The organism is Fibrobacter sp. UWB13, assembly GCF_900177805.1.
Lineage (GTDB): Bacteria > Fibrobacterota > Fibrobacteria > Fibrobacterales > Fibrobacteraceae > Fibrobacter.
In genome coordinates this window covers 109824-135952 of record NZ_FXAX01000005.1, presented here as the reverse complement: position 1 = coordinate 135952, position 26129 = coordinate 109824, and the positions used below count along the sequence as shown (strand labels likewise).

16 protein-coding genes and 1 tRNA gene are annotated in these 26129 nt (G+C 49.0%); 10 read left to right on the top strand and 7 right to left on the bottom strand.

All coding sequences use genetic code 11. The features are described from left to right. Positions 1-21 precede the first annotated feature (21 nt). Positions 22-2781 carry a TIGR02171 family lipoprotein gene (locus tag B9Y77_RS14865; RefSeq protein WP_085492222.1) on the top strand — a complete coding sequence of 920 codons (2760 nt, stop codon included), beginning with the start codon at positions 22-24 and terminating at the stop codon, positions 2779-2781. 88 nt (positions 2782-2869) lie between these two features. Here B9Y77_RS14865 and B9Y77_RS14860 read toward each other — a convergent pair whose 3' ends face one another. Beyond that, a complete protein-coding gene (locus B9Y77_RS14860; protein WP_073443357.1) occupies positions 2870-4030 on the bottom strand; it encodes a class I SAM-dependent RNA methyltransferase in 1161 nt (386 codons plus the stop codon). Positions 4031-4349: 319 nt separating this feature from the next. On the opposite strand from B9Y77_RS14860, the gene B9Y77_RS14855 reads away from it, so the two are divergent. Next, entirely contained in the window at positions 4350-6473 is a 2124-nt protein-coding gene (locus B9Y77_RS14855; RefSeq protein WP_139829337.1) for a fibrobacter succinogenes major paralogous domain-containing protein, read from the top strand. Between the two features lie 223 nt (positions 6474-6696). Next, positions 6697-6912: a BrnA antitoxin family protein gene (locus B9Y77_RS14850; protein WP_085492220.1), complete on the top strand. Its 216-nt coding sequence runs from the start codon at positions 6697-6699 to the stop codon at positions 6910-6912. Positions 6913-7018: 106 nt separating this feature from the next. On the opposite strand, the gene B9Y77_RS14845 is transcribed toward B9Y77_RS14850, so the two are convergent. Then, a tRNA-Gly gene (locus tag B9Y77_RS14845) sits at positions 7019-7090 on the bottom strand. Positions 7091-7245: 155 nt separating this feature from the next. On the opposite strand from B9Y77_RS14845, the gene infC reads away from it, so the two are divergent. From infC to rplT, 3 genes are read left to right on the top strand one after another with little or no spacing between them, the layout of a single operon-like run. Then, positions 7246-7830 (top strand): translation initiation factor IF-3, encoded by a 585-nt coding sequence (gene infC, locus B9Y77_RS14840; RefSeq protein WP_014545554.1) that lies wholly within the window; start codon positions 7246-7248, stop codon positions 7828-7830. Between the two features lie 21 nt (positions 7831-7851). Further along, positions 7852-8049, top strand: a complete 198-nt coding sequence (rpmI, locus tag B9Y77_RS14835; RefSeq protein WP_014545553.1) for a 50S ribosomal protein L35 — start codon at positions 7852-7854, stop codon at positions 8047-8049. A gap of 11 nt (positions 8050-8060) precedes the next feature. Continuing rightward, entirely contained in the window at positions 8061-8411 is a 351-nt protein-coding gene (gene rplT, locus B9Y77_RS14830) for a 50S ribosomal protein L20 (RefSeq protein ID WP_014545552.1), read from the top strand. Between the two features lie 159 nt (positions 8412-8570). Here rplT and B9Y77_RS14825 read toward each other — a convergent pair whose 3' ends face one another. Both B9Y77_RS14825 and B9Y77_RS14820 read right to left on the bottom strand, forming a co-directional pair. After that, the gene (locus tag B9Y77_RS14825) at positions 8571-10622 is read right to left on the bottom strand and encodes a fibrobacter succinogenes major paralogous domain-containing protein (protein ID WP_085492219.1); all 2052 of its coding nucleotides are present in this window, start codon (positions 10620-10622) and stop codon (positions 8571-8573) included. 42 nt (positions 10623-10664) lie between these two features. After that, on the bottom strand, positions 10665-11936 hold the full coding sequence (locus tag B9Y77_RS14820; RefSeq protein ID WP_085492218.1) for a M16 family metallopeptidase: 1272 nt from the start codon (positions 11934-11936) through the stop codon (positions 10665-10667). A gap of 169 nt (positions 11937-12105) precedes the next feature. Here B9Y77_RS14820 and B9Y77_RS14815 point away from each other — a divergent pair, with 169 nt between their 5' ends. From B9Y77_RS14815 to B9Y77_RS14800, 4 genes are all read left to right on the top strand, one after another. Then, entirely contained in the window at positions 12106-14427 is a 2322-nt protein-coding gene (locus B9Y77_RS14815) for an NADP-dependent malic enzyme (protein WP_014545550.1), read from the top strand. A gap of 141 nt (positions 14428-14568) precedes the next feature. Then, positions 14569-15621: a hypothetical protein gene (locus tag B9Y77_RS15830; protein ID WP_139829336.1), complete on the top strand. Its 1053-nt coding sequence runs from the start codon at positions 14569-14571 to the stop codon at positions 15619-15621. Positions 15622-15812: 191 nt separating this feature from the next. Further along, positions 15813-16646 carry a TIGR02147 family protein gene (locus tag B9Y77_RS14805; protein ID WP_085492216.1) on the top strand — a complete coding sequence of 278 codons (834 nt, stop codon included), beginning with the start codon at positions 15813-15815 and terminating at the stop codon, positions 16644-16646. Position 16647: 1 nt separating this feature from the next. Then, positions 16648-18909 carry a hypothetical protein gene (locus tag B9Y77_RS14800; protein ID WP_085492215.1) on the top strand — a complete coding sequence of 754 codons (2262 nt, stop codon included), beginning with the start codon at positions 16648-16650 and terminating at the stop codon, positions 18907-18909. 124 nt (positions 18910-19033) lie between these two features. On the opposite strand, the gene B9Y77_RS14795 is transcribed toward B9Y77_RS14800, so the two are convergent. The 3 genes from B9Y77_RS14795 to B9Y77_RS14785 all read right to left on the bottom strand — a co-directional run bounded on the left by B9Y77_RS14795 (position 19034) and on the right by B9Y77_RS14785 (position 26124). Beyond that, the gene (locus tag B9Y77_RS14795) at positions 19034-21208 is read right to left on the bottom strand and encodes a glycoside hydrolase family 5 protein (RefSeq protein ID WP_085492214.1); all 2175 of its coding nucleotides are present in this window, start codon (positions 21206-21208) and stop codon (positions 19034-19036) included. A 305-nt stretch (positions 21209-21513) separates the two neighbouring features. Then, entirely contained in the window at positions 21514-24378 is a 2865-nt protein-coding gene (gene polA / locus B9Y77_RS14790; RefSeq protein WP_085492213.1) for a DNA polymerase I, read from the bottom strand. A 51-nt stretch (positions 24379-24429) separates the two neighbouring features. Beyond that, complete coding sequence (locus tag B9Y77_RS14785) at positions 24430-26124, bottom strand: NAD(P)H-hydrate dehydratase (protein ID WP_085492212.1); 1695 nt, start codon at positions 26122-26124, stop codon at positions 24430-24432. Positions 26125-26129 lie beyond the last annotated feature (5 nt).

The following is a 26129-nucleotide window of genomic DNA, read 5'->3' as shown; positions in this document are numbered from 1 at the left end:
AAAAAATAGTATATTGAAGGTATGGAGAAAATTATTCAAATTTTATTGTTGTCGTTTTGGGCAACGTTTATGGCGGTTTCTTGCGCTGACGAAAACCCTAGTATTTATAGTCTGGGGAAAACTTCGACTTCGATGCTTGAGCCGGAAGAAGGACTCGTTGGAGGGCTGGTCTATGTTCACGCTACTGGTAAAAAAACGTTTTTGGGGACGAACATACAATCGGCGAAAATGCTTGAACGCCCACAGATGGGGGTGGAGTTTACCTATGATTTTTATATCGGTCGTCACGAAGTTATCTGTAAAGATTTTAACAATGTAATGGCGGGTGCGACGGGCTTGAACGTGATGTGCTTGCAAGATTCTTTGCCTGCCGCCAATGTGACTTTCTATGATGCGATTTTGTATGCCAATGCCTTAAGCAAATTGAACGGCATGGATACCGCCTATAAATACTCATCGATGGAATTAGATGCCGAAAGACATTGCGTGAAAATGAAGAATTTCAAGTTCCAGCCGAAGGCGAATGGTTTTAGGTTGCCGACCGAGGCGGAATGGGTGTTGGTCGCTTCTGAAATCTGGAATCCGGCGCAATCCTGGAATGGTGAAAATTCGGGTTCCGTGGTGCATCCAGTCTGCTCTTCGATGGACGCGCAAAAGAGTGTCTGCGACATGGCGGGGAACATGCTTGAGCTGGTCAATGACCGTTTTGCATCTTTTAAGGATACGGTCGTTAGCAATTTTGCGGGTTCTGTAGACGGCGATGCCATTGGCTCCTGTGTGGTCAAAGGCGGCAGTTTTTATATGTCACCGACATCAATGAATTTATACAGCAGAGGCGATACTTACCCGATTTTGAGCTCGACAAAGGGCGATTATCTTGGATTCCGTTTGGCGCTTGGTGCAATTCCTGATGTGACGTGGTTCTCGGAAGATGGCGAGGCTGAGACGGCTTCTATAAATCCATTGGTAGAAACTGCTGATATGCTGAAGCTTGTGGAATCGTACAGGGCAAAGCTTGTGTTTAGAAACGATATGACGGGCGGGCTAGTCTATGTGAATTTTGCAAAGACCCCAAAGGTGGTTCAAATTAACGATGGTATTGAAGTGTACCATCCGGAGATTTCACCAGATGGTAATCATGTGGCGTTCAGTACGTCCATGGAAGGGTCTACAAAAAAGTCATCCGTTTATGTCCGAGACTTGAACGAAACTGGTAGCAATCTGGTGATGTTGTCTGTTGCAAATGCGGCGATTCCGCGTTGGCGCGTGAACCCTAATGGCGATACGGTAATCGTTTATGTGACTTCGGCGGGGAACAACAAGAGTGATCAGTTCCTCCAGGAAAGTACGTGGCAAGTCAAATTTTCTAATGGACGGTTTGGAACTCCTGAAAAGCTTTTTGATGGTGCCTATCATGGTGGTGTTTCTAAGGATAATTTGTTTGCGATTTCTTCAGCTCCGTTATTGCGTGCTCGATTGTCTGATGGTATTACAAGTGGCGAAGTCATTTTGTACAATGGCGAACAAGCTTGCAATGCGTCTTTGGCGAAAGACGGAACCAATCGCACCTTGTTCCTCGATTTTGCAGGGAGTGCGGGTCGTGAATTTGTAGGTGCTAATTACGGAGTCCATGAGCGTATGCTTGTTATGGATGGAACGGGAACGTTGGTGCAGTCAATTCCTGCGCCTGCGGGATATACTTTAGACCATACCGAATGGGTTGTCGGCATTTTGAAAGATGGCACCAACAACTTGGTGGTGGCTACTTTGACGGATTACAATGGAAATCATCAAAAGGTTGTTTTAATTGACTTGGTTAGCGGCAATATTGTTCCTCTTGTGGAGGGGGCGGAGCTGTGGCACCCATGTTTGTGGGTCTGGCAGGATAATCCGAATGTGGCTAAACCTGTTGTAAACCTGGATAGCGCCGGTGTTTATTTTAATAGCGAAGACCAGGGACCGTTTCCGTTTGCTTCTGTTGAATTGGCGATGCGTTTACAGTCGTTCTGGAAAAAGAATGAAAATGTCGAAGTCATCACTTTTGGAAGCTCAATGCTTTTGAATGCGGTCATTGAAGATTCCTTAAAGCCTTTCAATGCGCTGAATATGGGCGTGAGCATGACTGATATTTATTTGTCGGAATATCTGATAAATCATTATGTTATACCGTATGCGCCTAAAATAAGATATCTTGTCGTGGAGCTTTCGCCGGGATTTTTGTATCGAGATTATGAATCTATGACGGGCCAACTTCGCAATAGCTCTCCAGGGATGATTTATGATGAATTGCATTTGTCTAAGGCGACACAGAAAGAAATTGCGGAACTGAGTGCGGCTCAGGAATATCCGATGGCTCTGTTAGGGCAACAGTATCTTGAGGGAACTTTCCTATTGCCGTCTGGTGAATGGGGCGTTCCTGTCGTCAATGTCGATATTTCGGCAATGCCGTTTGGTGTTCCGAATGTGCAGAACAGCTTAAAGGTTTTTGAATCTCTAAAGCGATTGGCGGATTCGTGTGGGGTGACTTTGATTGCTGCAATTCCGCCGCGCAACCCGGGGTATAAGGATACGGGGGCTTTTGACCCGTATGGCCCGAGTTGGGAGGTGGCGCACCAGATTATTGATGCGGTTAAGGCGATGGGCATCGTAATTTTCGATGAATATAAAGATGGCCATCACGACTATACCGACGCGATGGCTTTTAATCCCAACCATGTGAGTTATTTGGGGGCTGCTCAGTTCAGCGCAAGGCTAGAAGCCTTCTTGGAAACGCTGAAGTAGGTTACTAGTTGTTAGTCAGTAGTTAATGGTCTAAAGTATGGCGACGAAGTCGCGAATATGAAGCTAATAACTAATGACTATTGACCAATTACTTCTTTTCTAGTGCGACGAGCGTTTCGAGGTGCGGCGTGCCGGGGAACAGGTCCATCGGCAACACTTCCTTGACACGGTAGCCGTAACGTTCCCATTCGGCGAGAGCGCCTGGGATTTCGTCGGTGCCGCAGAAAATGTGGAGCACACGCACAGGCTTGCGCATCGCGAGAGCGCGGATGACGCCCGGTTCGGTACCCTTGCGTGGCGGATCCAACAAAATGCGTTCCGGTTCGCCAGGAATCGGTCGCGGAAGTCTCATTTGCACAAACGTCTCGTCAATCTTGCCGGCGATGAACTTGTAGTTCTTCTTCAAGAATCTTGCGGATGCCTTTGCACAATCAATGGACGGGCCTTCCCATTCCACACCGAGTACGGACTTGGCGGCTTCACCGAGTGCAAAGCTGAAGAGACCGTAACCGCAGTAAAGATCCAAGAAGTGGTCGCCCTTTTCAAGACCGAGCAAACGGCTTGCGGACTTGATGAGGTTGTGGATCTGGCTTTCGTTAATCTGGCTGAAGCCCGTCACCGGGTACTTGAGCCTGAAATGGCCGAGGTCGAGCGAAAGTTCGCGCGGACCATAAAGCTGCTTGAAGTTGAGCGTGTCTGTCGGGCGCTTTGCTTCGAGATAGTAGTTGGAGCCTGTCGGGTCCACGTAGGCATGTGCTGCGGTCACGTGGTACGGGCTCTGCTGCAAGACTTCGGAAATCTGCTTGAGCTTGCGCACGATACTTGCATCGAGCTTTTTTACGTTGAAAATCACGATGCGGTACTTGTACGTGCCGCGGATGATGAGCCAGTTGAGCGCGTAGGCGAGCGGCTTGTATGCCGGCGTGATGAGCTTGTCGAACAGCAGACGGTAAATGGCGTTGTGTTCTTCGGGCTCCAAAATGCTATCGTATTCGTTAAAGCGGAGGTCGCCCGGCTTCATTTCGACTTGGCGCTTGGACGTCGTGCGATAATTGCGCGGCATGGGGCTAGCCACGATTGGCTGCGGACCGCGTGCAAGGCGGTTGACTTCCCAAAATTCGCGGATGGCTTCGTTCTTGACCTTGAGTTCGTCCTTGTAATCGAGCGGAGCGAGGGTTTCGCCGTAAGCGGAATCCGATTCCTTCGTATAATTCGGGAGGTTATGGGCTATTGCTTGTTCAAAAAACATGAAATCCTCTTTTTCTACCCTCAAATTTAAAAAGTTCCCGGAAAGTTTAAAGTCTATTTTTATGCTATATGGGAGTGATTAGTGGTTAGTAAACAGTAGGTATGAGGCGTGAGGTCGGGACTACGCCCCTTTGAGGCATGAGCAATGAGGTAAACGAGTCATCCTGAGCGGAGTGCAACGTAGCCGAAGGATCCAGTGACAGTTGTGCTCTTGGGGGAGGACCCCTTAAGGGCGAAATTGAATTGCTTTAGAGCGTGTTTTACCTTGTTCCTCCTTTAATTATTTTGTATTATTTGTACAAATGAAAAAGGAGTGAGTTGTGAATTTTAGGCGTGTTGTAGGAATTTTTTCTGTTGTTTCGACAATTATGTCGTTTTATGCATGCGGCGACGACAAGTCGTCTTCTGCAAGTTTGTTGCCCGATGAAGTAGCTGATAAAGCTGAACTCGAAACTTACGAATGCAACATGTCTGTCATTGGCGGAAAAGTATTCGTGAAAAGCTTGGGTAAAAATTACGAATGCGATGGCGAAGAATGGTTCGAATCTTACGACCAACCGAAATCGAGTGCGAAGGGTAAGAGTTCTTCGTCTAGTAAAGGAAATAGCTCGTCTTCTGGTAAGTCTTCCTCGTCTTCTTCTGAGAAGGTATCTTCGTCATCGAGTAGTGCGGTGGAACAGTCGAGTAGCAGTGTAATGTCTAGCAGCTCGCGCCCCACAGAAATCCTTGAACCCGAAACCAAAGTGAACGAAAGATGTTCTGAAACGGGAGCCTGCGACGCAATGGATAAGAATGATGTCGGCACGTGGCATTTTGTGCGCAAGGATGATTTTGGCGATGATGCTGAATACACTTACAAGGCTGACGGTCGCGATTTGATTGTAACCATTAAGAGTGCTGATGGCTCGGTAGATTCTAAGACTTATTCCATGTATAATATGGAGTCTGAAGTGGGTGTTGAAATGGCTTTCAATGCTGCGAAGTCCACCTGCAAGGACGGTGGCGGAAACGACAAGAAAATAAAGACTTGCGTGAAGGATACAACGGAAGTTTTGCCAGAGTGTGATCGGGAGCATGAAGGCTACCTTGCGTTAATAGGTTCTGTTTATAAAATTTGCAAGTCGAAATCTTGGACCAAAGCGACTGTATTAGAGTATGATACCTATGGCTTGGAATGTCTCGACGATGGACGAGCCGTATGTGGGAATGTTATTGATAGTAATAAGTATGTGTGTGAATCAGGAAAATTCCGTGAGGCAAATTCCATTGAACGGGATACTTATGGCTTGGATTGCGTTGAAGGACGGACCGTTGCTGGTAGAGTGAATGAAGAAAATAAGTATACATGCGAATTGGGAAAGTTCCGTGAGGCGAATAAAATTGAAATTGATACTTATGGTTTTGAATGCGTTGAAGGGCAAACGGTTGCAGGTAATGTAAATAAATATAACAGGTATACATGCGAATCGGGAAGGTTTCGTACAGCGAATGAATTCGAAATACATACTTATGGTTTGGAGTGTGTTGAAGGGCTTGTTGTTAAAGGTTCTGAATTCAGTTCTGGATATTATGTTTGTAAATCGGGAAAGTTTGTTGAGGCTGCTGACGATGAACGGTCTGTAGGTTTGGCGTGTATGGCTAATAACGAGGGGCAAATTGCTGAGGGGCGTCCTGTGTCTTATTCTGGTCCATCACCGTTGCCTATGTATAAATATTATTGTTCAAATCAGGAGTGGAAAAATATTACAAATTGGGATTGGAATGTTTCGAAAGAAATTCGTTTTAATCCTGAAGTAAAGTATGGCTCCATGATAGACGATCGAGATGGGCGTGTTTATAGAACAGTGAAGATTGGCGAACAAGTGTGGATGGCGGAAAACTTGAATTATTCGGACAGTATAAAAACGCCAAGCCTTAAGGGTAGAAGCTCGTGCTATGATAATAAAGATGAGTATTGCGAAGTGGCTGGTCGACTTTATACTTGGGCTGCTGCATTTGATTCTGTTGCTAGGCCTGATTTGGCGGAAAAATTGGCTTATTGTGAACGAACCGTTACCGTTTGCGATGTTTCAGCCAAGACTCAAGGAGTGTGTCCTAAAGGTTGGCATCTTCCTGACACGACGGAATGGATAAATCTTTTGGTTGCTGTGGGAGGTGGTCGTGGAACTTGGGCGAATGTGCGTGGCGCTGAATTTCTCAAATCTCGAACAGGTTGGTCGGATTCTGGGACTCAAAATTTCGATGATGCTTTTGGCTTTTCTATGTTGCCTGCGGGATGGTGGGATGCTCAAGAAGGTTATTTAAAATTTGATGCGAGTGGTTTTTATGCTTATTTTTGGGAGGTTACGGGGCGTCATTTGGTGGTGGGGAGTGGTGCATACGCATGGATTACGAATGGTTATAAAAAAAGCATGATGAGTGTCCGTTGTGTCAAGGACGAATAGTCCTGCTACTTAAAAATTGAAAGCTGATGCCCTGTTCCATCATATGGACGGGGCGATTTTTTTGTGGGGTTTTAGGGGCGGAGCCCCTAGGCGAAAGGGTAATGGAAGACCCGGTGGGCCCGTCGATGTACTTTAGGTTGCTGAGGGAACGCCGGGGCTGTAATTAGGGGAAGACTTGCCCCTTTTAATAGAAAAGGATATTTTGGAATGAAGGAGATTGCTTATGAAAAAAGAATATGATTTTGCAAAAATGCAGGCTGTCAGGAATCCTTATGCAACTGCATTGAAAAAACAGATAACGATTCGTTTGAATTCGGGTACTGTTGAATATTTTAAAGCGATGGCAAAAGAAGTCGGCATCCCTTACCAGACTTTGATTGATTCGTACTTGACGGATTGTGCGTTGAGTAAACGCCGACTGAATATTCGTTGGAAGTGAACTACGACGCCCTGTTCCTTAATATGGATGGGGCGATTTTTTTTTGCACTTGGGATTTTAGGGGTGAAGTTGGCACAAAAAAAGACCTCCCGAAGGGAGGTCTAAGAGCGGCGGACCGGGATCGAACCGGCAACCATTAGCTTGGAAGGCTAAGGCTCTACCATTGAGCTACCGCCGCGAGCATGGACAATTATACAAAAATATTGCGCTTTTTAAAGGGGTTCTTAAAAAAGTTGTTGGAAAAATATGAAAAAAATTCTAAATTTACGCTCGCATTAACAAACAATCATATCAGAGGTAGCATACTTGTTCCCTAATCCGCGCGATCGTCGCATGCCCAACCGTCCCAGCGATGGGACCCGTATCAACGAAGATATCCATATCTCTCCGATTCGTCTCGTGAAAGAAGATGGCGAAGCTATCATCATCGAGACGAGCAAGGCATTGCAGATGGCGAAAGACGCCGGACTGGACCTTGTGGAAGTCTCCCCGAATGCTAAGCCGCCTGTCTGCCGCATCATCAACTACGGCAAGTACAAGTTCGAACAACTGAAGAAGGCTAAGGCCGCAAAGGCCAAGCAGCACGTGGTGAAGCTCAAGGAAATCAAGATGCACCCGAAGACTGCCGAGAATGACTACCAGTACCGCATCAAGCAGGCTGGCGAGTTCTTGCAGGACGGTATGAAGGTAAAGCTTATCATGCAGTTCCGTGGACGCGAAATGGCGCACATGGACTACGGCAAGCGCCTTATGGAACGCGCCAAGGAAGACTTGGCCCCGTTTGGCGATTTGGAAATGGATTCGCGGGTGGAAGGCAACACAATGCTTTCTATCTACGGTCCAAAACGTGGTGCCGGTAAGAAACAAGACCAGGCACCGAAGCCCGTAACCGAGCCAAAGGCAGCAGGTGAGGCTTAACTATTAACCTACGAGGTAAAAATGCCTAAGATGAAAACTCACAGCGGTGCTAAGAAGCGCTTCCGCGTGACTGGTTCCGGCCATGTCAAGTTCAAGCGCGCTGGTATGCGCCACATTCAAGCTAAGATGAACACTAAGCGTAAGCGTAACCTTCGTAAGGGCGCTCTCGTTAAGAAAGTCGATACCTATCATGTCAAGCGTCTGCTTGTCGTAGCATAAGGAGAGTAAGAATGCCACGCGCAAAAACTAGAGTTCCTTCCCGCGAACGCCGCAAAAAAATCCTCAAGGCCGCCAAGGGTTACTATGGCCGCCGCAAGTCGAACCTTCGCCTTGCTATTGACGCCGTTGCCCACGCTGGTCAGTATGCCTATGCACACCGCCGCGACAAGAAGGGTGATTTCCGCTCTCTGTGGATCACTCGCTTGAACGCTGCTGTTCGTGAATTCGGCATCAGCTATAGCCAGTTCATTTACAAGCTTTCCAAGGCTAACATCAACATGAACCGCAAGGTTCTCGCTGATTTGGCAGTTGCCGATCCGGCAGCTTTCGCCAAGGTTGTGGAAATTGTGAAGGCTGCTTAATTTAGACGCAAGTTTAAGTTAACTTATAGCTAAACAAACGCGAGAAATTGCGCTCCGCCCGAAAAGGCGGGGCGCTTTTTGCTTTGTTTCCCTAAAAACCTGATATAAAAAAGTCGCTCAGGCAAACCTGGCGACCGCTTTGACATGGCTTTCACCCTATCAGTCTTTGAGACAACGAACTGAAAAACCGTTGTTTTTGGTGTCTAATGATTGGAACTTCTTTACTGTCCAATACACTTCGTCAGAGTTTGACTTCAAATAAATATAATACGCGTCGTTTCTGCCGTCCTCCGTAGAACTCCAGAAATACTCGTTACGGCCTTCGCTTTCGAAATACCCAAAGCGCGTTCTGAGGCCGGCTGGCAACGCTGAAAAACCGTAATCATCCGTGCCGTTGCCATTTTCCGACCAACCATTAGTTGATTTCAGTTTCTTGCCCGCCGTAGGTGCTCCGCCGATTGCAGTGAATAAAATGTTCCACTCTTCCAGCGTGGGTATATGCCAGCCGGTGGGACAAACTCCTTGCACTGGATAAGTCTGCTTGCATTCTGTTTGGAATCCGCAACCCTTACTGCTCGTAGACCATGTGCCTGCGCTATCCATTATAGAAGTCCATCTGTAAAGGCGACCGTACTTGGTGCAGTTGGTTTCGTCATTTTTATAGCACCAGCTAGTGGAATCAGAGGTGTAATCTCCATAATGGTAGTTATAGGGACTGCCTGTGACCGCATAGTTGAGATTTTCCGCCATCCAAGTCTGAGTGCCGATAACGACTGTTTTGTAAGTCTGTCCGTCGCGGGAGTCAGTCAATGTTCCATGCTTGCAATTATCCGCGTCTTCGGTCTTACAGGGCTCTACATGAGGGATAAATGACGAAGAATCGTCCTTGAGACAACGAATTGAATGTCCTAATTTAGCACCACTGAAATCTCGGCTTGCAAAGTCGCTATCATCGCTCAAATATATTCTGTATGCGGATCCTTTATTGTGCATCTCGGAGGAAGTCCAAAAAAATGCAATTTCGCCGACATAATTGAAAGTGTTGTAGTCGTCACCATCGAAACTTTTAAAGAGATACCTTCTGCCTGCGGGCAATGCGGAAAAGCCGAATGCGTCTGTGCCATTACCTTTGTTAATCCAGCCTGTTTGCGACTTGAGAAACTTGCCTGCTATCGATTGACCTCCTACTGCGTTGAATAGAGTTCTCCATTCTGAGGTGTCTGGCAAATGCCAACCGTCAGGACAGATTCCCTGTACGGTCACAGGCAAGATGCATTCCTTGCCGTCTCCACAATCGAGCGACTTGTCAGTATAAAGTTTTGCCGAGTCGATTGCTGCTGCCCAAGAGTAAAGGCGACCTGTCACTTCGCAGGTAGCTGCATTTTCTCCATTGGCGTCATGGTCTCCATTTGGCTTGCCTTGACACCAACTCTTGGACTTCAGACTAGGGTTTTCTTTGTCATAGTAATTCAAGTTCTCCGCCATCCAGGTCTGGTTGCCTATCTTTATTGTTTTGTATTCTTTGTTATCTCGAGGATCGGTCATAGTTCCGTAGGCGATTTCTGGATTTAGGCGTTGTTCCTTCGGCACATCCCAGCTCCAGCCATCCGAGCTGGACGAACTAGACAAGTAAACGGTGTCAATCACACAGGTCTTTACCACATTGTTGTTTCCATCGCCGCTATTGCAGGTAGATTTCGCGGCGTTGAATGCCATTTCTACACCAACTTCGGATTCCATATTGTACATTGTATATGTATTGGAACTTGTAGAACCGTCAGCGCTCTTAATGGTCACAATCAAATCTCGGCCATCGGCTTTGTAGGTGTATTCGGCGTCATCGCCGAAGTCGTCTTTGCGGACAAAATGCCATGTACTTATGTCTGACTTGACCATGGCGTCGCAGGCCCCCGATTCAGTACAGGTTTCATTTACGGTGAATCCGGACCCATTTTGCTGACTGCTGCTGGATTTTGCAACAGTCTTGCTGGAACTAGACTTCGACTTTCCATTGGAAGAACTACTCGAAGATTCCCTCTTTTCGCTACTGCTACTTGATTTATTCGATTTTACCGAACTCGACGAACTTCTCTTAGCAGAAGAAGATTCCACAACTGGGTCGTCAGTATTTGGCTCTGTAGATGATGAACCACTATCGCATCCGATTACTGTAAATGCCGCCAAACCAATCGCTATAATGAATTTTTTCATAGAACTCTTATTTGTATAAATAAAGTATAGTCTATGATAAATTTAGAATAAATCCACGTCGAGGACGGTCTTCTTTTTGCTCTTGGGTTCGACTATAGCGATGGAATATTTTGCCGTGCTGAGTAGGCGGTTGACTGTTGCGAGGACTTCGTCTTCGGTAATGGAACGTATTTGCTTTTCGGCGTATTCCATGGTGTGGAACTCGCCGAGGTGGAGCGTCTGTTCTGCCATGCGAATCACGCGCTTTTCGGGACTGTCTGCACCGAGGTGGAGTCCGCCGAGGATATTCGTCTTGGTGCGTTCGAGTTCATCCTTGATGAACCCGTGACGCAGAAATTTTTTGACTTCGGCGATGGAAAGCGCAAGGGCGGTCTTGAGCTGGTGCGGTTCGGTAGCAAGCGAAATGCCCCAGTCTACACAATCCTTGTAAAGGTCTGCTGTAGAGTACACGGAGTAGGCAAGACCTTTGTCTTCGCGGATTTTTTGGAACAAGCGCGATGCCATGCCTGCACCCATCGCCACGTTGAAAAGCGAGAATGCGCTGCGGTCGCGATCGCTCATCTGCGAGCGGTCAAAGCTTAAACCCCAGAAAAGGTTCGATTGCGTGATGTCACTTTTCTGTACAATCTTGATGCCTTGATTCGGCGTGTAGATGTCTTCGGGCGTAATTCCGTTAATCTTTTTTTGTTCAAATTTTTTAGCACAAAGTTCTACGAGTTCTTCGTGCTTGACTTTGCCCGATGCGCAAACATAAAGCGGGATTTCGTCGGTGACTTGATGTCCGTACTTGAGCATTTGCTTGCGCGTGAGGGATTGGACTTGCTTCACGTTCCCGGTGATGGAGTGTGCGAGTCCGCAGCCTTTAAAGTGAATGGCGTTGAAGATGTCGCCCACGAGTTCTTCGGGAATGTCATCGTAGCTATGGACTTCCTCGATGATGACGTGGCGCTCCTTTTCCATTTCTTTCTTGTCGAAGCGCGGGTGCATGAGCATGTCCGAAATCACGTCGATGGCTAGTGGCATGTCGCTGCTTTCGACTTGTGCGTAAAAGCCCGTTTCCTGGCGTGTCGTGTACGCTTCGAGATTTCCGCCGCGGTCTTCGATGGCGTGTGCAATTTCGAGTGCGGTGCGGTTCTCTGTTCCCTTGAAAACGAGGTGCTCGTAAAAATGGCTGAGCCCGAATTCATCGCTTGCTTCGTGGCGACTCCCGCGCGGGACCCAAACACCGACGGCTGCCGAATAGGCGTGCGGCATGTAATCCGTTAGAATGGTAATTCCGTTTTCGAGAACAGTCTGTTTGATATTTTGTTTCATTTTTTGTAATACGCGCGTCGTATGGGAGCTAAAAGTTTTATTTGCGGCTTAACTATAGCAAATTTGGGTAAAAATGTAACAAAAAACGCAATTTTAGCACCCTTTTATTGTTGTGTAAATTTTTCTAAATTTCGTGCGAAAATAATGTTATGACTCACAGGAGAACGAAATGGGAAAAGACTTAAAGGAAATGGCTCTCCAATACCATTCCATGGGCAAGCCAGGCAAGATCGAAATCGTGCCTACCAAGCCGCACAGCACGCAGACGGACTTGGGCCTTGCATACACGCCGGGCGTGGCTTCACCGTGTCTTGAAATCGAAAAAGACCAGAACCTCGCTTACGAATACACGGGCAAGGGCAACCTCGTCGCTGTGATTAGTAACGGTACGGCTGTGCTTGGTCTCGGCGATATTGGCGCACTCGCTGGTAAGCCGGTGATGGAAGGCAAGGCCTTGCTTTTCAAGATTTATGCGGGCATTGACGTGTTCGACATCGAAATCAACGAAAAGGACCCGAAGAAGTTTATCGAAATCGTGAAGGGCATAGCCCCGACGTTTGGTGGCATCAACCTCGAAGACATCAAGGCTCCGGAATGCTTTGAAATCGAAGACACGCTCAAGGCTGAACTCGATATTCCGGTGATGCACGATGACCAGCACGGTACGGCTATCATTTCTTCTGCAGGCCTCTTGAACGCAATCGAAGTTGCAGGCAAGAGCATTCGCAACGTGAAGATGGTTGTGAACGGCGCAGGCGCTGCCGCTTGCGCTTGCACGAGACTTTATCTGTCTCTCGGTCTCAAGAAAGAAAATCTTGTGATGTGCGATAGCAAGGGCGTTATCCGCAAGGACCGCAAGGGCCTCACCGAAGCAAAGGCTTTCTTTGCAACGGAACGCACCGATATCGAAACGCTCGAAGATGCCATGAAGGGCGCAGACGTGTTCGTCGGCCTTTCCAAGGGTAACATCCTTACTCGCGAAATGGTCCGCAGCATGGCCGACCAGCCGATTGTCTTTGCTCTTGCAAACCCGACTCCGGAAATCAGCTACGAAGAAGCCATGGCAAGCCGTGGCGACCTCATCTTTGCAACGGGCCGTAGCGACTATCCGAACCAGGTGAACAACGTTATCGGTTTCCCGTACATCTTCCGTGGCGCTCTCGACGTGCGTGCAACGACGATTAACGAACACATGAAGCACGCTGCAGTTCGCGCGATTGCCGCTCTCGCTCACAAGCCGGTTCCGGATGTGGTGAACATTGCATACAACTCACAGCGCTTCACGTTTGGCAAGGAATACTTGATTCCGAAGCCGCTCGATCCGCGCCTCCTCACGGAAGTTTCTATCGCTGTTGCCAAGGCCGCTATTGAAAGTGGCGTGGCCCGCAAGCCGATTACGGATTGGGACGCTTACTATGATCGCCTCCGCGACATGATGGGTTATGACAACAAGCTCATCCGTCAGTTCAGCGATACCGCCCGCAGCAACCCGAAGCGCGTCGTGTTTGCCGAAAGCAACCTCAACATGCTCAAGGCCGCTGTCCAGGCTCAGGCCGAAGGCATTGCACACCCGATTATGCTTGGCAACCCGGAACGCATCCAGATGATCGCCCAGCGCGAACAGCTCGACCTCACGGGCATCAAGATTGTGAACCCGCGTTCTCCGGAAGAATTCGAACGCCGCCGCAATTACGCTGCAATTTATGCTGAAGAAAACGGCCGCAATGGCGTGACCTTCGAAGAAGCCCGCGACGATATGTTCGAACCGAACCACTTCGGTATGATGATGGTGAAGGTCGGCGATGCCGATGCTCTCATTTCCGGTGGCTATTCCAAGTACTCTGAAACGATTGAACTTGCTAAGGAAATTATCGGTATCCGTCCGGAATACAAGCACTTCGGTGCTATGCATATCCTCAGCACTAAGAAGGGTACGTTCTTCTTGGCCGATACGCTTGTGAACCGCGACCCGGATGCAGAAACGCTCGTCGATATCGTGAAGCTCACGCACGACGCAGTCCGCTTCTTCGCTCACGAACCGGTGATGGCTATGCTCAGCTATGCAAACTTCGGTAGCGACAAGGAAGCCGCTCGTGGCACCGTGAACAAGGTCCGCGAAGCCGTGAAGACGATTCACGAACAGTATCCGGACTACGTTCTCGATGGCGAAATGCAGGTGAACGTGGCTCTCGACAAGGATCTTCGCGATACGAAGTACCCGTTCAACAAGATCAAGGGCCAGACCGTCAACACGCTCATCTTCCCGTGCCTCTCTTCTGCAAATACCACTTGCAAGATGCTCTTGGAAATGGGCGTTGGCGAATCTATCGGTCCTGTGCAGATGGGCTTGAACAAGCCGGTTCACTTCACCGACTCCGACGCTTCTGTCCACGATATCTTTAACCTCACGGTGGCTGCTGTTATCGACGCCATCGTTCAGGAAAAGAAGGACGAAGAAAAGAACAAGAAGAAGTTCGACAAGATCTGGTAAGTCGCGATTCCCGCTCGCCATTGTGCGGGCGCATCTCGTAACATTTTAAAAGTCGCCGTGGGTAAAACTGCGGCGATTTTTTAATTTGTTTAATTCGTTTGTACTCTTTTTGTGTATATTATGCATAAAAGGAGATGAAGGATGAAAAAGAACTTTTATTGTGGCTTGGCTGCTTTTACGGCGTTAGCCTTTACGGCCTGTTTTGATGATAGTAGTGCCAATGCTGTGGCGCAACCCGTTGCACTTGATTCGTCTAGTTCTGTATTAGTGGGCTCTTCAAGCTCTTTTGTCGAAGGTTTATCGAGTTCTGCGATTGTAGAGTCCTCAAGTTCAGCGGTTGTTGAATCCTCGAGTTCCGCTGTTCCTGGATCTTCAAGTTCGTCGTTTGGGCTTTTATCTAGCGATGGTGTTTCTTCAAGTTCGCTTGCCTACTCTTCTTCTAGTTTGCTATTCAATTCATCGTCTAGTTCGCTTGCAAAGTCTTCTGCCAGTGAATGCTGGGGGTTGCATTGGTATGGATCTGATGAGGAGGACGGTGTGCGTGTTCCTGTTGAGACGTGTGCTGAATTTTCGTGGCCGAAAAATGTAGTTGCTGATGGTGCTTGGCGCATTATGGAAACGGATAGTGAGGATGGCGGGAAATCTTCTATCGTTTGGCCGGTGGAATTTTCAGATGGTGTGGATTCGATGGCTACGGTTAATGAATATTGTCAAGGAATCTGTGGTACGGCTGTTTTGGATAAAGGCTCATTGACGTATCATCCTTTTGTATCGGTGGGCTTTACGCTTGCGAGGGATAGCTCAGGCAATCCGGTTCCTGTTGATGTTTCGAACTGGGGTGGTATTTGTATCGTTTATACGTCTTATGTTGCGCCTGCACTAGAATTGGATTTGGGTGATTCAATCAATATGAAGGTGTTGAATGGTGCTGTGCCTACAGCAAGTTTGCCGAAGTCTGCTTTTGCGCATGCTATAAAATGCATTCCGTGGAGTTCCTTTAAAATAGCGTCTTGGTTTAAAGGTGATGATTACGGTTGGAAAGAAGATACAGGGGTTAAGGCGGCTAAGCAGCTTGTTGGTGTAAGGTTTAGATTACAGGATAAACCCCAAGAAGGCGGCTATTATTTTAACGTGCAATCAATATCAGCTTATAATTCAGGGAGCGGTTATGCAGCGGGTCCTGCCGATCAGTAACTGAAAAAATCGTCAATTTTAAGAGCGCCGTAGGTAAAACTGCGGCGTTTTTTCATATACAGTACGGGGTGTACTATATGGCTTAAAATATTGTTTTATGTCTTTGTAAAAATGCTAAAATTTTATAAAAATAAAAGAAAATGTACTCTAAATTATTGACTTTGTGAATAAGTGAACTTATATTTTTTTATATGAAACCAATAATTGAATACCAAGATTATCACACTTTTCTGAGCGACTACTACGAGGAACGCAAGCGCACTTCGGCGTTTTCTTGGCGTGAGTTTGCCAAAATTGCGGGTTTCGTTTCGCCATCGTATCTCAAGGACGTTTGCGGTGGAAAGACAAACCTTAGCAAAGTGACCATGGGCCGTGTCGCTAAGGCTATAGGTCTTGTTGGTCATGAGGTCACTTATTTCGAGGCGATGGTCCAGTTTGGTAACGCCAAAACGGATGAGGCTAAGAAAAAGTTCTTAGAACAAATGCATTCGATTGCGCTCGATCATAAGGTTCGCATTATTGATAAGGATGCTTTCGAGTATTACGATACTTGGAAAAATCCGGTGGTGCGCGAATTGGCGCCTTTGATGCCGGGAGCCATGCCGGGCGATATTGCAAAAGCGTGTGCTCAAGATGTTTCGGCGCTAGATGTCCGCAGGTCGTTGCAATTTCTTGAACGCGCTGGGTTCCTTAAGCAGGTTCAAGAAAACGTTTATGTGCAAACGGAAAAGTCCGTGGAAGGCTCCAAAGAGGGCTTGCCTTTGGCAATTCGTTCGATGCACCGTGCGATGGGCAACTTGGCGGTGGATTCTCTGAATCGCTTTACACCGGACGTGCGAAACGTTACGGGAATTACGATGGGCATAGACCGTGAAGCTTATGAACGCATCGTGCTCGAACTTGAGGAATGCCGCAAGAAAATCACGGCGATTGCTGACGAATGCAATGATATCACTCAAGTTTACAGATTGAATTTACAACTATTCCCGCTTTCGAAAGAAGTGGCGAAAAAAGAGGAGGAATGAGATGAACAAGAAAATTTATATGGCATGCGGGGCTGCAATGCTTGCAATGGCGTGCTCCGAAGAAAATTTATCAGGAACGTCGATTGAGCCGAATACGGTTCAAGCCGATGGCGGAGTCTTGTGGGACCCGCTGAGAGGCGATTATCGAGTCCGGTTTGCGGCAAGTGTGCTAGCTTTGCCCAGTGATGTCGATGCCGATGGACATTGGTATTGGGAATCGTATAGCGATGCTGAAAAAGGAGGCGTGTCGTATATCTCATGGCCTCAGAATTTAGCTGGTGGGGTGGACTCGCTGTCTCCGGTTATTGAGTCCTGTCAGGGCGTGTGCGGGAAGGCTGTCTTGAAAAAAGGCTCGATGGCAGATAGTCCGTTTGCTGGCGTTGGTTTTGCGATTGCGAAAGACAAAAATGGAAAACCCGTTCCTGTCAATGCGTTGAATTGGGATGGTGTTTGCATGACGTATACGTCTGAAGCGGATCCGTTGCTTGTGCTTGATTTGGGAGACTCGCTTGGACGTGTGCTTGGCGATGAACTTCCGTCTGTAACGCTAGCGAAGTCTAATAATGGAAATGAAATAACGAAATGTGTTGGCTGGGAAGAATTTGGCGAAAAATCGGCAAGTCAGCTTGTTGGGTTAAAGTTTAGAATACAGGCCGATTCCGGTGAATATAAGTTCAATGTCAAGCGTGTCGAAACGAAGGCGCAAAACCTGTTGAATGCGTGGTGCCTGGATATTTCGTCTAGCTCTGTGGCCGAAATTCCGGAATCGTCATCTAGCTCTCAGATAGCGAGTCCTTCTAGTTGGCTTACGTTAGAAGGGGGTGATGGTAGCCTTTGGACCCCGCTGAAAGATAAAGACAATGTTCCGTCTTTGCTTTATACGGTCTATGAAGAGGATAAAATAGCTGCGAACTCGTATAGGCCTATGGAGCAGGACGGTCGATGGTTCTTGGAAACGGATGTAGCCCGTGGTGGAGAATCGTCTATTGTTTGGCCGGTTTCGCTTGGTGAAGACAGTTCTTTGGCTGGCGTTGTGGAATTTTGCAAAGGACTTTGTGGTAGAGCCTCTTTGAAAAAAGGATCGTCAGAAAATCTCCCTGCGGTGTCTGTTGGCTTTAATCTTGCCAAGGATCAAGCAGGAAACCCGACATATGTGGATGTTTGGAACTGGCGGGGAATTTGTGTGGAATATTATTCAGAGGCGGATATTTCGGTAGAACTTGTTTTACCCGATTATCTGAATGAGCTTTTGGAGTATAACTTGCCCGCTGCTAAACTTTCCAAGTCTTTGACAATCGAAAAATCTTGTCTTTCGTGGAATGATTTCCGTTTGCCGGAAGGGCTCGAAAATGTGCCTGCGGTCTTGAAAGAATATAAACGCAATCCTAATGCTGATACTTTGGAAAGTGAAGATGAGTGGAAATCGCATGTGGGAGAACAAGCTTCGCTGCGGTTGGTCGGCGTGAAGTTTAAAATTCAATCAGATGAGGGCAACTACAATTTTGGAATTGGCGCAATTGGGAGTGTCTTCAGAGAGTTTAAGAGCAATACGGATTTGCCTATCTGTATAAGCGAGGGCAAGGGCTCGAAAATGTGTGAAGGCGACCTCATGAGTGCGACTTTTGGAATGCCCCGAGTCCGTACTGACTTGTATGTTGGTGGTGACAGTTGGCCTGCAAATGTCGCTGCTAATGGTATTTGGTTCGTGGAAACGGATGCTGAAAAGGGTGGAAATTCATCTGTGTCGGAAAGTTTTGTACAATACTCTGGTAGAACGAATGCTGATACTTTGGAATTGCTAGTAGACGATTGTCTCGGAGTATGCCGTAGTATGGATTTGAGACGCGGAACGATGGCTGGTGATCCGTATGTTGTGTTTGGTTTCAACTTGGCTGGAGAAGGAACTGAACTGGATCAAGATAGCACTAGTACCCCGGTGCCTGTAGATGTCTCGAATTGGGGCGGCATGTGCTTGGCTTATTTCACTCAAGTTTCTGTAAAGGTTGAGCTTGATATGGGTGATTCGCTAAATGTAGTGCTTGGAAGTAAACCGTATGTTCTTTTGCCTGAAACGGAGAGAGAAAAGTGTGTCCGCTGGAGTGATTTTGAACTTCCTGCTGGACAGGACGCTTCGAATGATTTGGAAGGAACTGTTGGCGAATTTGCCTCAAAGCATTTGTCTGCGGTAAGGTTTGTAGTGCAGTCACCGGATGATAGAGATTTAGTCCTGAATATCAGAACTATCTCATCGTACTATTTCTAGTCTTGTTGTTAGGAGGAAAGAAAAAAGGGCTCGGCGATTGCCGGGCCCTTTCCCTAAACAACAGGAGATAGGTCTCTCTGTTATTCCCTTGCAGTAAACACTCCAACATGCAAGGGGTTTTAAGTTAGCGGAGCTTGATCTGCTTGACGCTCTTCTGGCTGCCCATCTTGACGATGAGGACTGCAGCGCCGCGTGCGCTTGTGCTCAGCTGGACTTCGTTTGCGCCAGCGTGTGTGTCGAAGCTCTTTTGAGCGATGACCTGGCCCATGGAATTCATGAGCATTGCGGTTGCGCGAGTGGCCTTGCTTGCGTTGAATGTGGCGTAAACAGAACCCGGCTGCACATTGACGAGCATCTTCGGTGCTGTAGCGGTGTGCGGCATGCAGATTCCAGTGGAACCGCTGATGGCGACAACCTTGCCGGATGCGGTGCCTTCGGTAGAAGGTTTCTTGTCGAAGTCTTCGATGATTTCAGTTGTACCGTCAGCCTTGATGCCCTTGATGTAGTCGATAGTGATGGTTCCAGAAACTTGCGTGCCATAGAGGTTGAGACCGATGGCGTTTGCAGAGTTGAGATCCGTGGGTTCAGTACGGAAGTCGGTCCACTTGACTTGGAATGTCGTGAAGTTTTCTTCGAGTTCCTTGTCGGCTTGAGCCATGAGAGATGCGTCAAACCATGCCCATGAACCGCCGGTCATCATGAAGAGGTCCATAGAAGTCCAGCCGTATTCGCCGCAATCCTTGGCGGCGTTGGTGCAAGGACCTGCAGAAACGACGGAGCCCTTCATGCGAATTTCGAGACCGACGTACTTGGAAAGATCCTTGGCGGTGCCGGAGAGGTTGATGCGGAGAGTGCCGGTTTCGCTAGAGTCGGATGTTACGCTCTTGTAAGTGATTTCGGCAGCCTTGCCGCCAGCGGTTTCCGGAACTTCGTTTTCCTTAACCAAGCTGTCGAGGTTGCTCTTGTTGTTGCCTTCCATGCCGTATGCCTTTTGCATAGCGTTCAAAACATCCGGGTCGAGAATGGAGTAGGTGCCCTTCTGACGGGTGATGATGGTCATGTTACCGTCGTTTTCTGCGCCGGTGTCCCAAACGTAAGGAACAATGCCGTTTGCCTTAGCGTTCTTGGCAACTTCGCCGTAGAAGAGGGCGCGGCCCTGTAAGTGGAGCTTGAGGTTGGCGGCATCGGTAATCTGACCGGTGCGCTTGATGGCACCGAGTTCGCCGATAATCACAGGAATGCCCTTGTCGCAGAACATCGTCTTGAGTTCGCCGAAAGCCTTTGCAATCTGGTTCGGAGTGCCGAGAGCGGAATTGTCGATGCTCTTGCTGTAAACGTTCCAACCCATGTTGTGTTCTGTATCGGTCGTGCTGTGAAGACCAGTATAATAATAGAACTGCTTGCCCCAATCTTCGTCAGCGGTCATGAGAGAGTACTGATACGGGTAGTAGTGGACTTCGGCCATCATGTAACCTTCGCCAGCCGGGTCGGTCGGCCAGCTTGTGCTGAGCATCGGAGCATTGTCCATTTCGGTACGCGGAGCCTGCACAATCAAGGTGCGGGTGTCGTTGTTGCCGCCTGCGCTACGAACGGAAGTGATGAATGCGTCGTAGTAGCCCTTCAAAATCTGCATACGGGAGTTGTCGAACGCCCACTGGCCGCTGGAACCCCACGGGTCGTTCACGCCCGGTTCGTTGGCGCCTGCGAAGAGAAGGTGCTCATCGTAGTCCTTGAAGTATGTTGCAATCTGATACCAGAATGCAGCCTGGCGTGCCTTGACTGTTGCGGAGGAGTTGGCAATGTTGCCGGAACCGCTACGCGGATTGGCGGTGCCTTCGTAAACGCGGTCTTCGAGCCAGCCTTCGTCCCAGTGAGAGTTCAAGACGACGTACATGCCTTCGGCAATGACCATGTCCACCACGTCCTTCACCTGCTTGAGCCAAGCGGCGTCAATAGTCGGTGTGGTAAAGTTGGCGGCCTTGCTTACGTGGGTGTAGTTGCTGTTGTCTGCGGTACCGCCGTTTGCAGCGATGTCTTGGGTAAGAGCGTCAGAATGAGAATACCAGGCACAAGGAATACGCACGGTGTTGAAACCGGCTGCCTTGATGGCCTTGATGTAGCCTGCGGTCGGGAGCGGGTTGCCCCATGCTGTCGGATTTTCCGGCACTTCCATGGTGTTGCCGATATTATAACCCATGCCCATCGGTTCGACCAATGCGGTTGCCTTGGGGAGGGCGGCGAATGCTGATGCTGCCATGAGAAGCGAGCTGCATGCGATGCCAAAGGTATTCAATCTCATGTCTAAGACTCCTTGTTGAGACTTGTGATTGGGTGCCTTATTTTGTGAAATTTTAGCGATTTTAGAAATTTTTTGAGAACATTTTCGAGCGTTTTTGCCCAATCTCAAACATCCCTTTTCTCATACACTCAAGAATACACCCGTTGTATGGCTTTTAATATATATGAAAAAGGCTGCGAACGCAACCGAAAAATTATTTACATAGAAATAAATAACATGTTTGTAAGAACAAACGTGGCTAAAATCACATTCGTTTGAGAACTTTTTTTGAGAACATTTGGGGCTGCGCGGGAGCCGAGCGGTCTTTAGTGTGCTTCGAGCCAATTTTTGCCGAATCCGACGCTGGCGACGAGCGGAACTTTAAGTTCCATGGCGCCTTCCATTTCGGACTTGACCATGGCAGAAAGCTCTTCGACCTGGTCCTTCGGGCACTCGAACACGAGTTCGTCATGCACCTGGAGCATCATGCGGAGCGGGAGGTTCTCGTCGTTGATGCGCTTTTGGATGCGGATCATGGCAATCTTGATGAGGTCGGCGGCGCTCCCTTGCACGGGGGTGTTCACGGCCATGCGTTCGGCCATTTGCGATTCCATGCGGTCGGAGCTGTCGATGCCTGCGATGTAGCGGCGGCGTCCGGAGAGCGTTTCGACGTAGCCGTCTCGGTGGGCGGCGGCCTTGGTGTCGTCGATGAACTTTTGCACGCCCTGGTACATTTCGAAGTAGCCGTCGATAAAGCTCTTGGCCTGTGCCATCGGGATTTTCAGGTCGCGGGAGAGGCGGAAGGCGGTCATGCCGTAGAGCACGCCAAAATTCACGACCTTTGCGTCGCGGCGCATGTCGGCGGTCACGTCTTCGAGGCTTACGCGGTTGATGGCGGCAGCAGTGCGGGCGTGGATGTCGATGCCTTCCTTGTAGCTTTCGATGAGCGCTTCATCTCCGCTCAGGTGGGCGAGCATGCGGAGTTCAATTTGCGAGTAGTCCACCGCGAGAATCACATTGTTCGGGTTCTGCGGAACGAATGCGGCGCGGATTTGCTTGCCGAGATCGCTGCGGACGGGGATGTTTTGCAAGTTCGGGTCGCGGCTCGAAAGGCGGCCTGTCGCGGTACCCCACTGGATAAAGCTCGTGTGGATGCGCTTGGTATCCGGATTCACAAGTGTCGGGAGCACGGAAACGTAGGTGCTCTGCATCTTCTTGAGTTCGCGGTACTCGATGACGGCGAAAACAATCGGGTGCGCGCTGCGGAAGCTGAGTTCTTCGAGGACGGCGGCATCGGTGCTGCGCTTCTTGATTTCGGGGAGGCCGAGCGTGTCAAAGAGCACTTCGCCGAGCTGCTTGGGCGAGCCGATGTTGAATTCGCAACCCGCCATGTCGCAGATTTCTTTTTCGAGCTTTTCGATGCGGTGTTCCAAATCGGTCTGCAATTTCTTGAGAATCTTCGTGTCGACGAATGCGCCAACGCCTTCCATCTGGTAAAGGACCTTGAGGAGTGGCATTTCCTGGCTGAAAAAGTACTTTTCGTAGTCGTACTTCTGGAGCTTGGCGCGGAGCGGAGCCCAGAGGCGGAGCGTGTAGACGGCGTCTTCGGCGCCGTATTCGGTGGCGTCCTTGATGGGCGTGCGGTTGAACGTGATTTGGTTCTTGCCGCGTCCGATGAGGTTCTCGATCGGAATCATCTCGTGCTGCAAAAGCTGCATCACCTGATTGTCGAGGCCGAGCCCGGTTTGGCCGGGCGATAGCATCCATGCGGCGATGAGCGTGTCGATAATGTTTGCGGAGTCGATTTGCTTTTGCGTGAGTCCGAAGGTGCGGGCGAGAACGTGCAAGTCGAATTTGGCATTGTGGAAAACGAGTGAACGCTTCGAATCGTTCCAAAATTCAACGAACCATTTCTTGGTGGCGTTGAAGTCGAAGTTTCCGCCCTTGCCGGCGGGGTACGGGAACCCGATATCGTCGGTATGGCCGAGCGGGACGTAATAGCCTTTAGGAACGCTTCCATCTTTTGCGGCTGCGGCAAGGCAAAGCCCGACAATGTTGCATTGCATCGGGTCAAGTCCGTCGGTTTCGGTGTCTATACCGATTTCGGTCGCTTCGTCAAATTCCTTTTTCATCTGTTCGAAGGTTTCTTCGTTATCAACGCAGATGTAAGTGGGCGGGAGGTCTACCGGGAAGCTTGCTTTTACGACTTTGCTGATGCTAGAGTCGCCGGATGAATCATCGGAGGTGCCGTTGCTCTCGGAACCTGCCGCGGAGTCGTCGGAATCGTCTTTGCGCACAAATCCTGTCTTGCTCGGAACATTTTCGAGTAATCGAATGAGGCTGTTGATTTCGTGTTCCCTGAAAATGCCTTCGAGCGTGTCGCTGTGGATGCCGCAGAATTCAAGGGCGTCGAGGTTGCCGTGGTAGGCGCGCTTTGTCTGTAGCGTCACAAGTTCGCGGCTGAGGAACGCTTGTTCCTTGTTGTTCGCGAGGTTGTCGTGCAAACCTTTCTTTTTGATGTTGTCGATGTTTGCGTAAATGTTGTCCATGTCGCCATATTCAGTCAGCAGCTGGATGGCGGTTTTCGGGCCGACCTTCGGAACGCCCGGAACGTTATCGCTCGAGTCGCCCATGAGGGCTAGATAGTCGCGGATTTTTTCAGGCGGAATGCCGTATTTCTCAAGGACTTGTTGCGGTCCAAAATCGATGCCGTCTGCGCCCTTTTCCAAATGGAAAAGGTGGATCTTGTCGGTTACGATTTGCGACATGTCCTTGTCTTTACTGATAATCACGACGTGGTCAAAACCTGCGTTGACGGCGGCTTCGGCGGCGCTTGCCATCACGTCGTCAGCTTCGTAGCCCGGTTCTGACAAAAGCGGGATGCCGCTTGCTTCCAAGGATTCGCAGAGAAGCGGCATCTGTGCCGCCATTTCGTCGGGCATCGGGCCGCGATTCGCCTTGTAGTCTGGGTAAAGTTCGTGGCGGAAAGTCTTGGTGTGCGCGACATCGCGGGCAATCGCAAAATGTGTGGGCTTGTGTTTAGCCAAAATGCGGAGGACTGCACCCCAGTAGCCGTGCATCATGGAAACTTCTTCACCCTTGCTGTTGACGAGCGGGTTCTGGCTGTAAGCGTAGAACATGCGGAACGCGAGTGCGAAAGAATCGAGAAGTAATAAAGTCTTTTCTGCCATGCTAGGGAATGTAGCAATTTGCAAAAAAGAGCCGAGGCGAGGAAAAAGAAATTAAAACGCTTTGTGCAAGTTCTTGATGATGTCGCTTGGGAGCATGCTGAATGCGCCGAGTTCTTCGCGTGTTATGCGACCTGCTTTCTGGTGCAAAAGTGCGCCGAGTACGGCTGCTTCGGGAGTTGCCAAACCTTGTGCGAGGAGTGCGACGATGATTCCCGAAAGTACATCTCCGCTGCCGCCCTTTGCCATGCCGGAATTCGCGACAGGAATGATATAAACGTTGCCATCAGGAGCTGCAATGTATGTTGGTGCGCCTTTTAGCAGAATGACTTTATTTGTGCTTGTGGCGATTTCTCTTAAACGGCTCGGAATGGCCATGCTACTATTCGGAAGAGCGCCGAAGAGTCTTGCAAATTCTCGCACGTGAGGCGTCAAAATAGCGGGCGCTTGCAAATTGTGCAGGTATTCGGTAACGGCCTGAATAGTCGCTTTCTCGTCATGAAATACCATGCCGCATCTAGGTTCTGCATCGTCTATCATTGCGATTGCATTTAAAGCATCGGCGTCAATGACTGTTGGAACCTTGAACTGCGGGAGTAATGCGAGGACTGCTTCAACCGTGCCGAAGTTTGTTGAAAGGCCTGGGCCAATGGCGATTGCGCTTGCGTGTTTTGCGCGATCCAATAACGTTGAAATGTTTTCTTGCCGTAGCGTTCCGCGGTGCACTGTGTCTTTGCCGAAATCGTCGAGACTGCAAAAAACGGGTTCAGAAAGTTTTGCTTGGATAATCGGCGCAATAGCTTCGGTCGTTGCGAGTGTTACAAGTCCAGCTCCACTGCGAAGCGCTGCCTCTGTGCAAAGCGCTGCTGCGCCCGGCATGTCCTTGGAACCCGCGATAATAAATGCTGTTCCTTGACGGCGCTTGTCGCCCCATTCATTTCGCTTGGGCAAAAGCTGCGGAATATAATCTTCTGTGACGAGGTAATTCTTTTCGTCAAATTGCTGGACGACTTCGCTGGGGTAGTTGAGCTTGGCTACAACAGCTTTCCCAAATGCAGGTCCACCTTCTTTTACGTAAGCGTCTAAACGCGGAAATCCGAACAACATTGTATCGCTTGCATGAATGCAAATGTTGTTGCAAATGTGCATAGAGGAGTCGTAACCTGTGGGTGCGTCTGCGGCAATGACGGGAGTTCCGCTCTCGTTTATGATTCGTACAGTTTCTGCAAAATCGGGGCGAAGCTCTCCCTTGGCGCCGTTTCCGAGCATGCAGTCGACGATAAGCTGAATATCTTCTCGCAAAAAGCGGATAGCGAAGCTTTCGTTTTTGGTAAGTGACGCGGAACTGACGAAAATACCGCCTGCCTGTAGAAAATCGTCAAGCGCTAGTTTGGCTTCGTTTTTGAATTTACTTTTGGGCGCGAGGCTAAAGACTGGGCTATGAATCCCTGCCTGCAAAAGATGCTTGGCAAGTACGAGACCGTCGCCTCCGTTGTTTCCGCCTCCAATAAAAATGACAACGGTCTTTACGTGGTGACGGGCAGGGATTTCGACTATTTTGTTTTGAATAAACTTGAATAGCGCAAGCCCTGCTTCTTGCATTAACGTGTATCCGCTTTGGATAACGTCTTCTTCTGAAGGTTCGCTCGTAGTCTTTTTTGCCAAAAATTCTTTTGACGCTGCGTCGAGATTACGCATGCCTTCGGTCGAAAGAACCGGTTGCAAATTTAAGGACTGGTGCGAACGCATTTAGA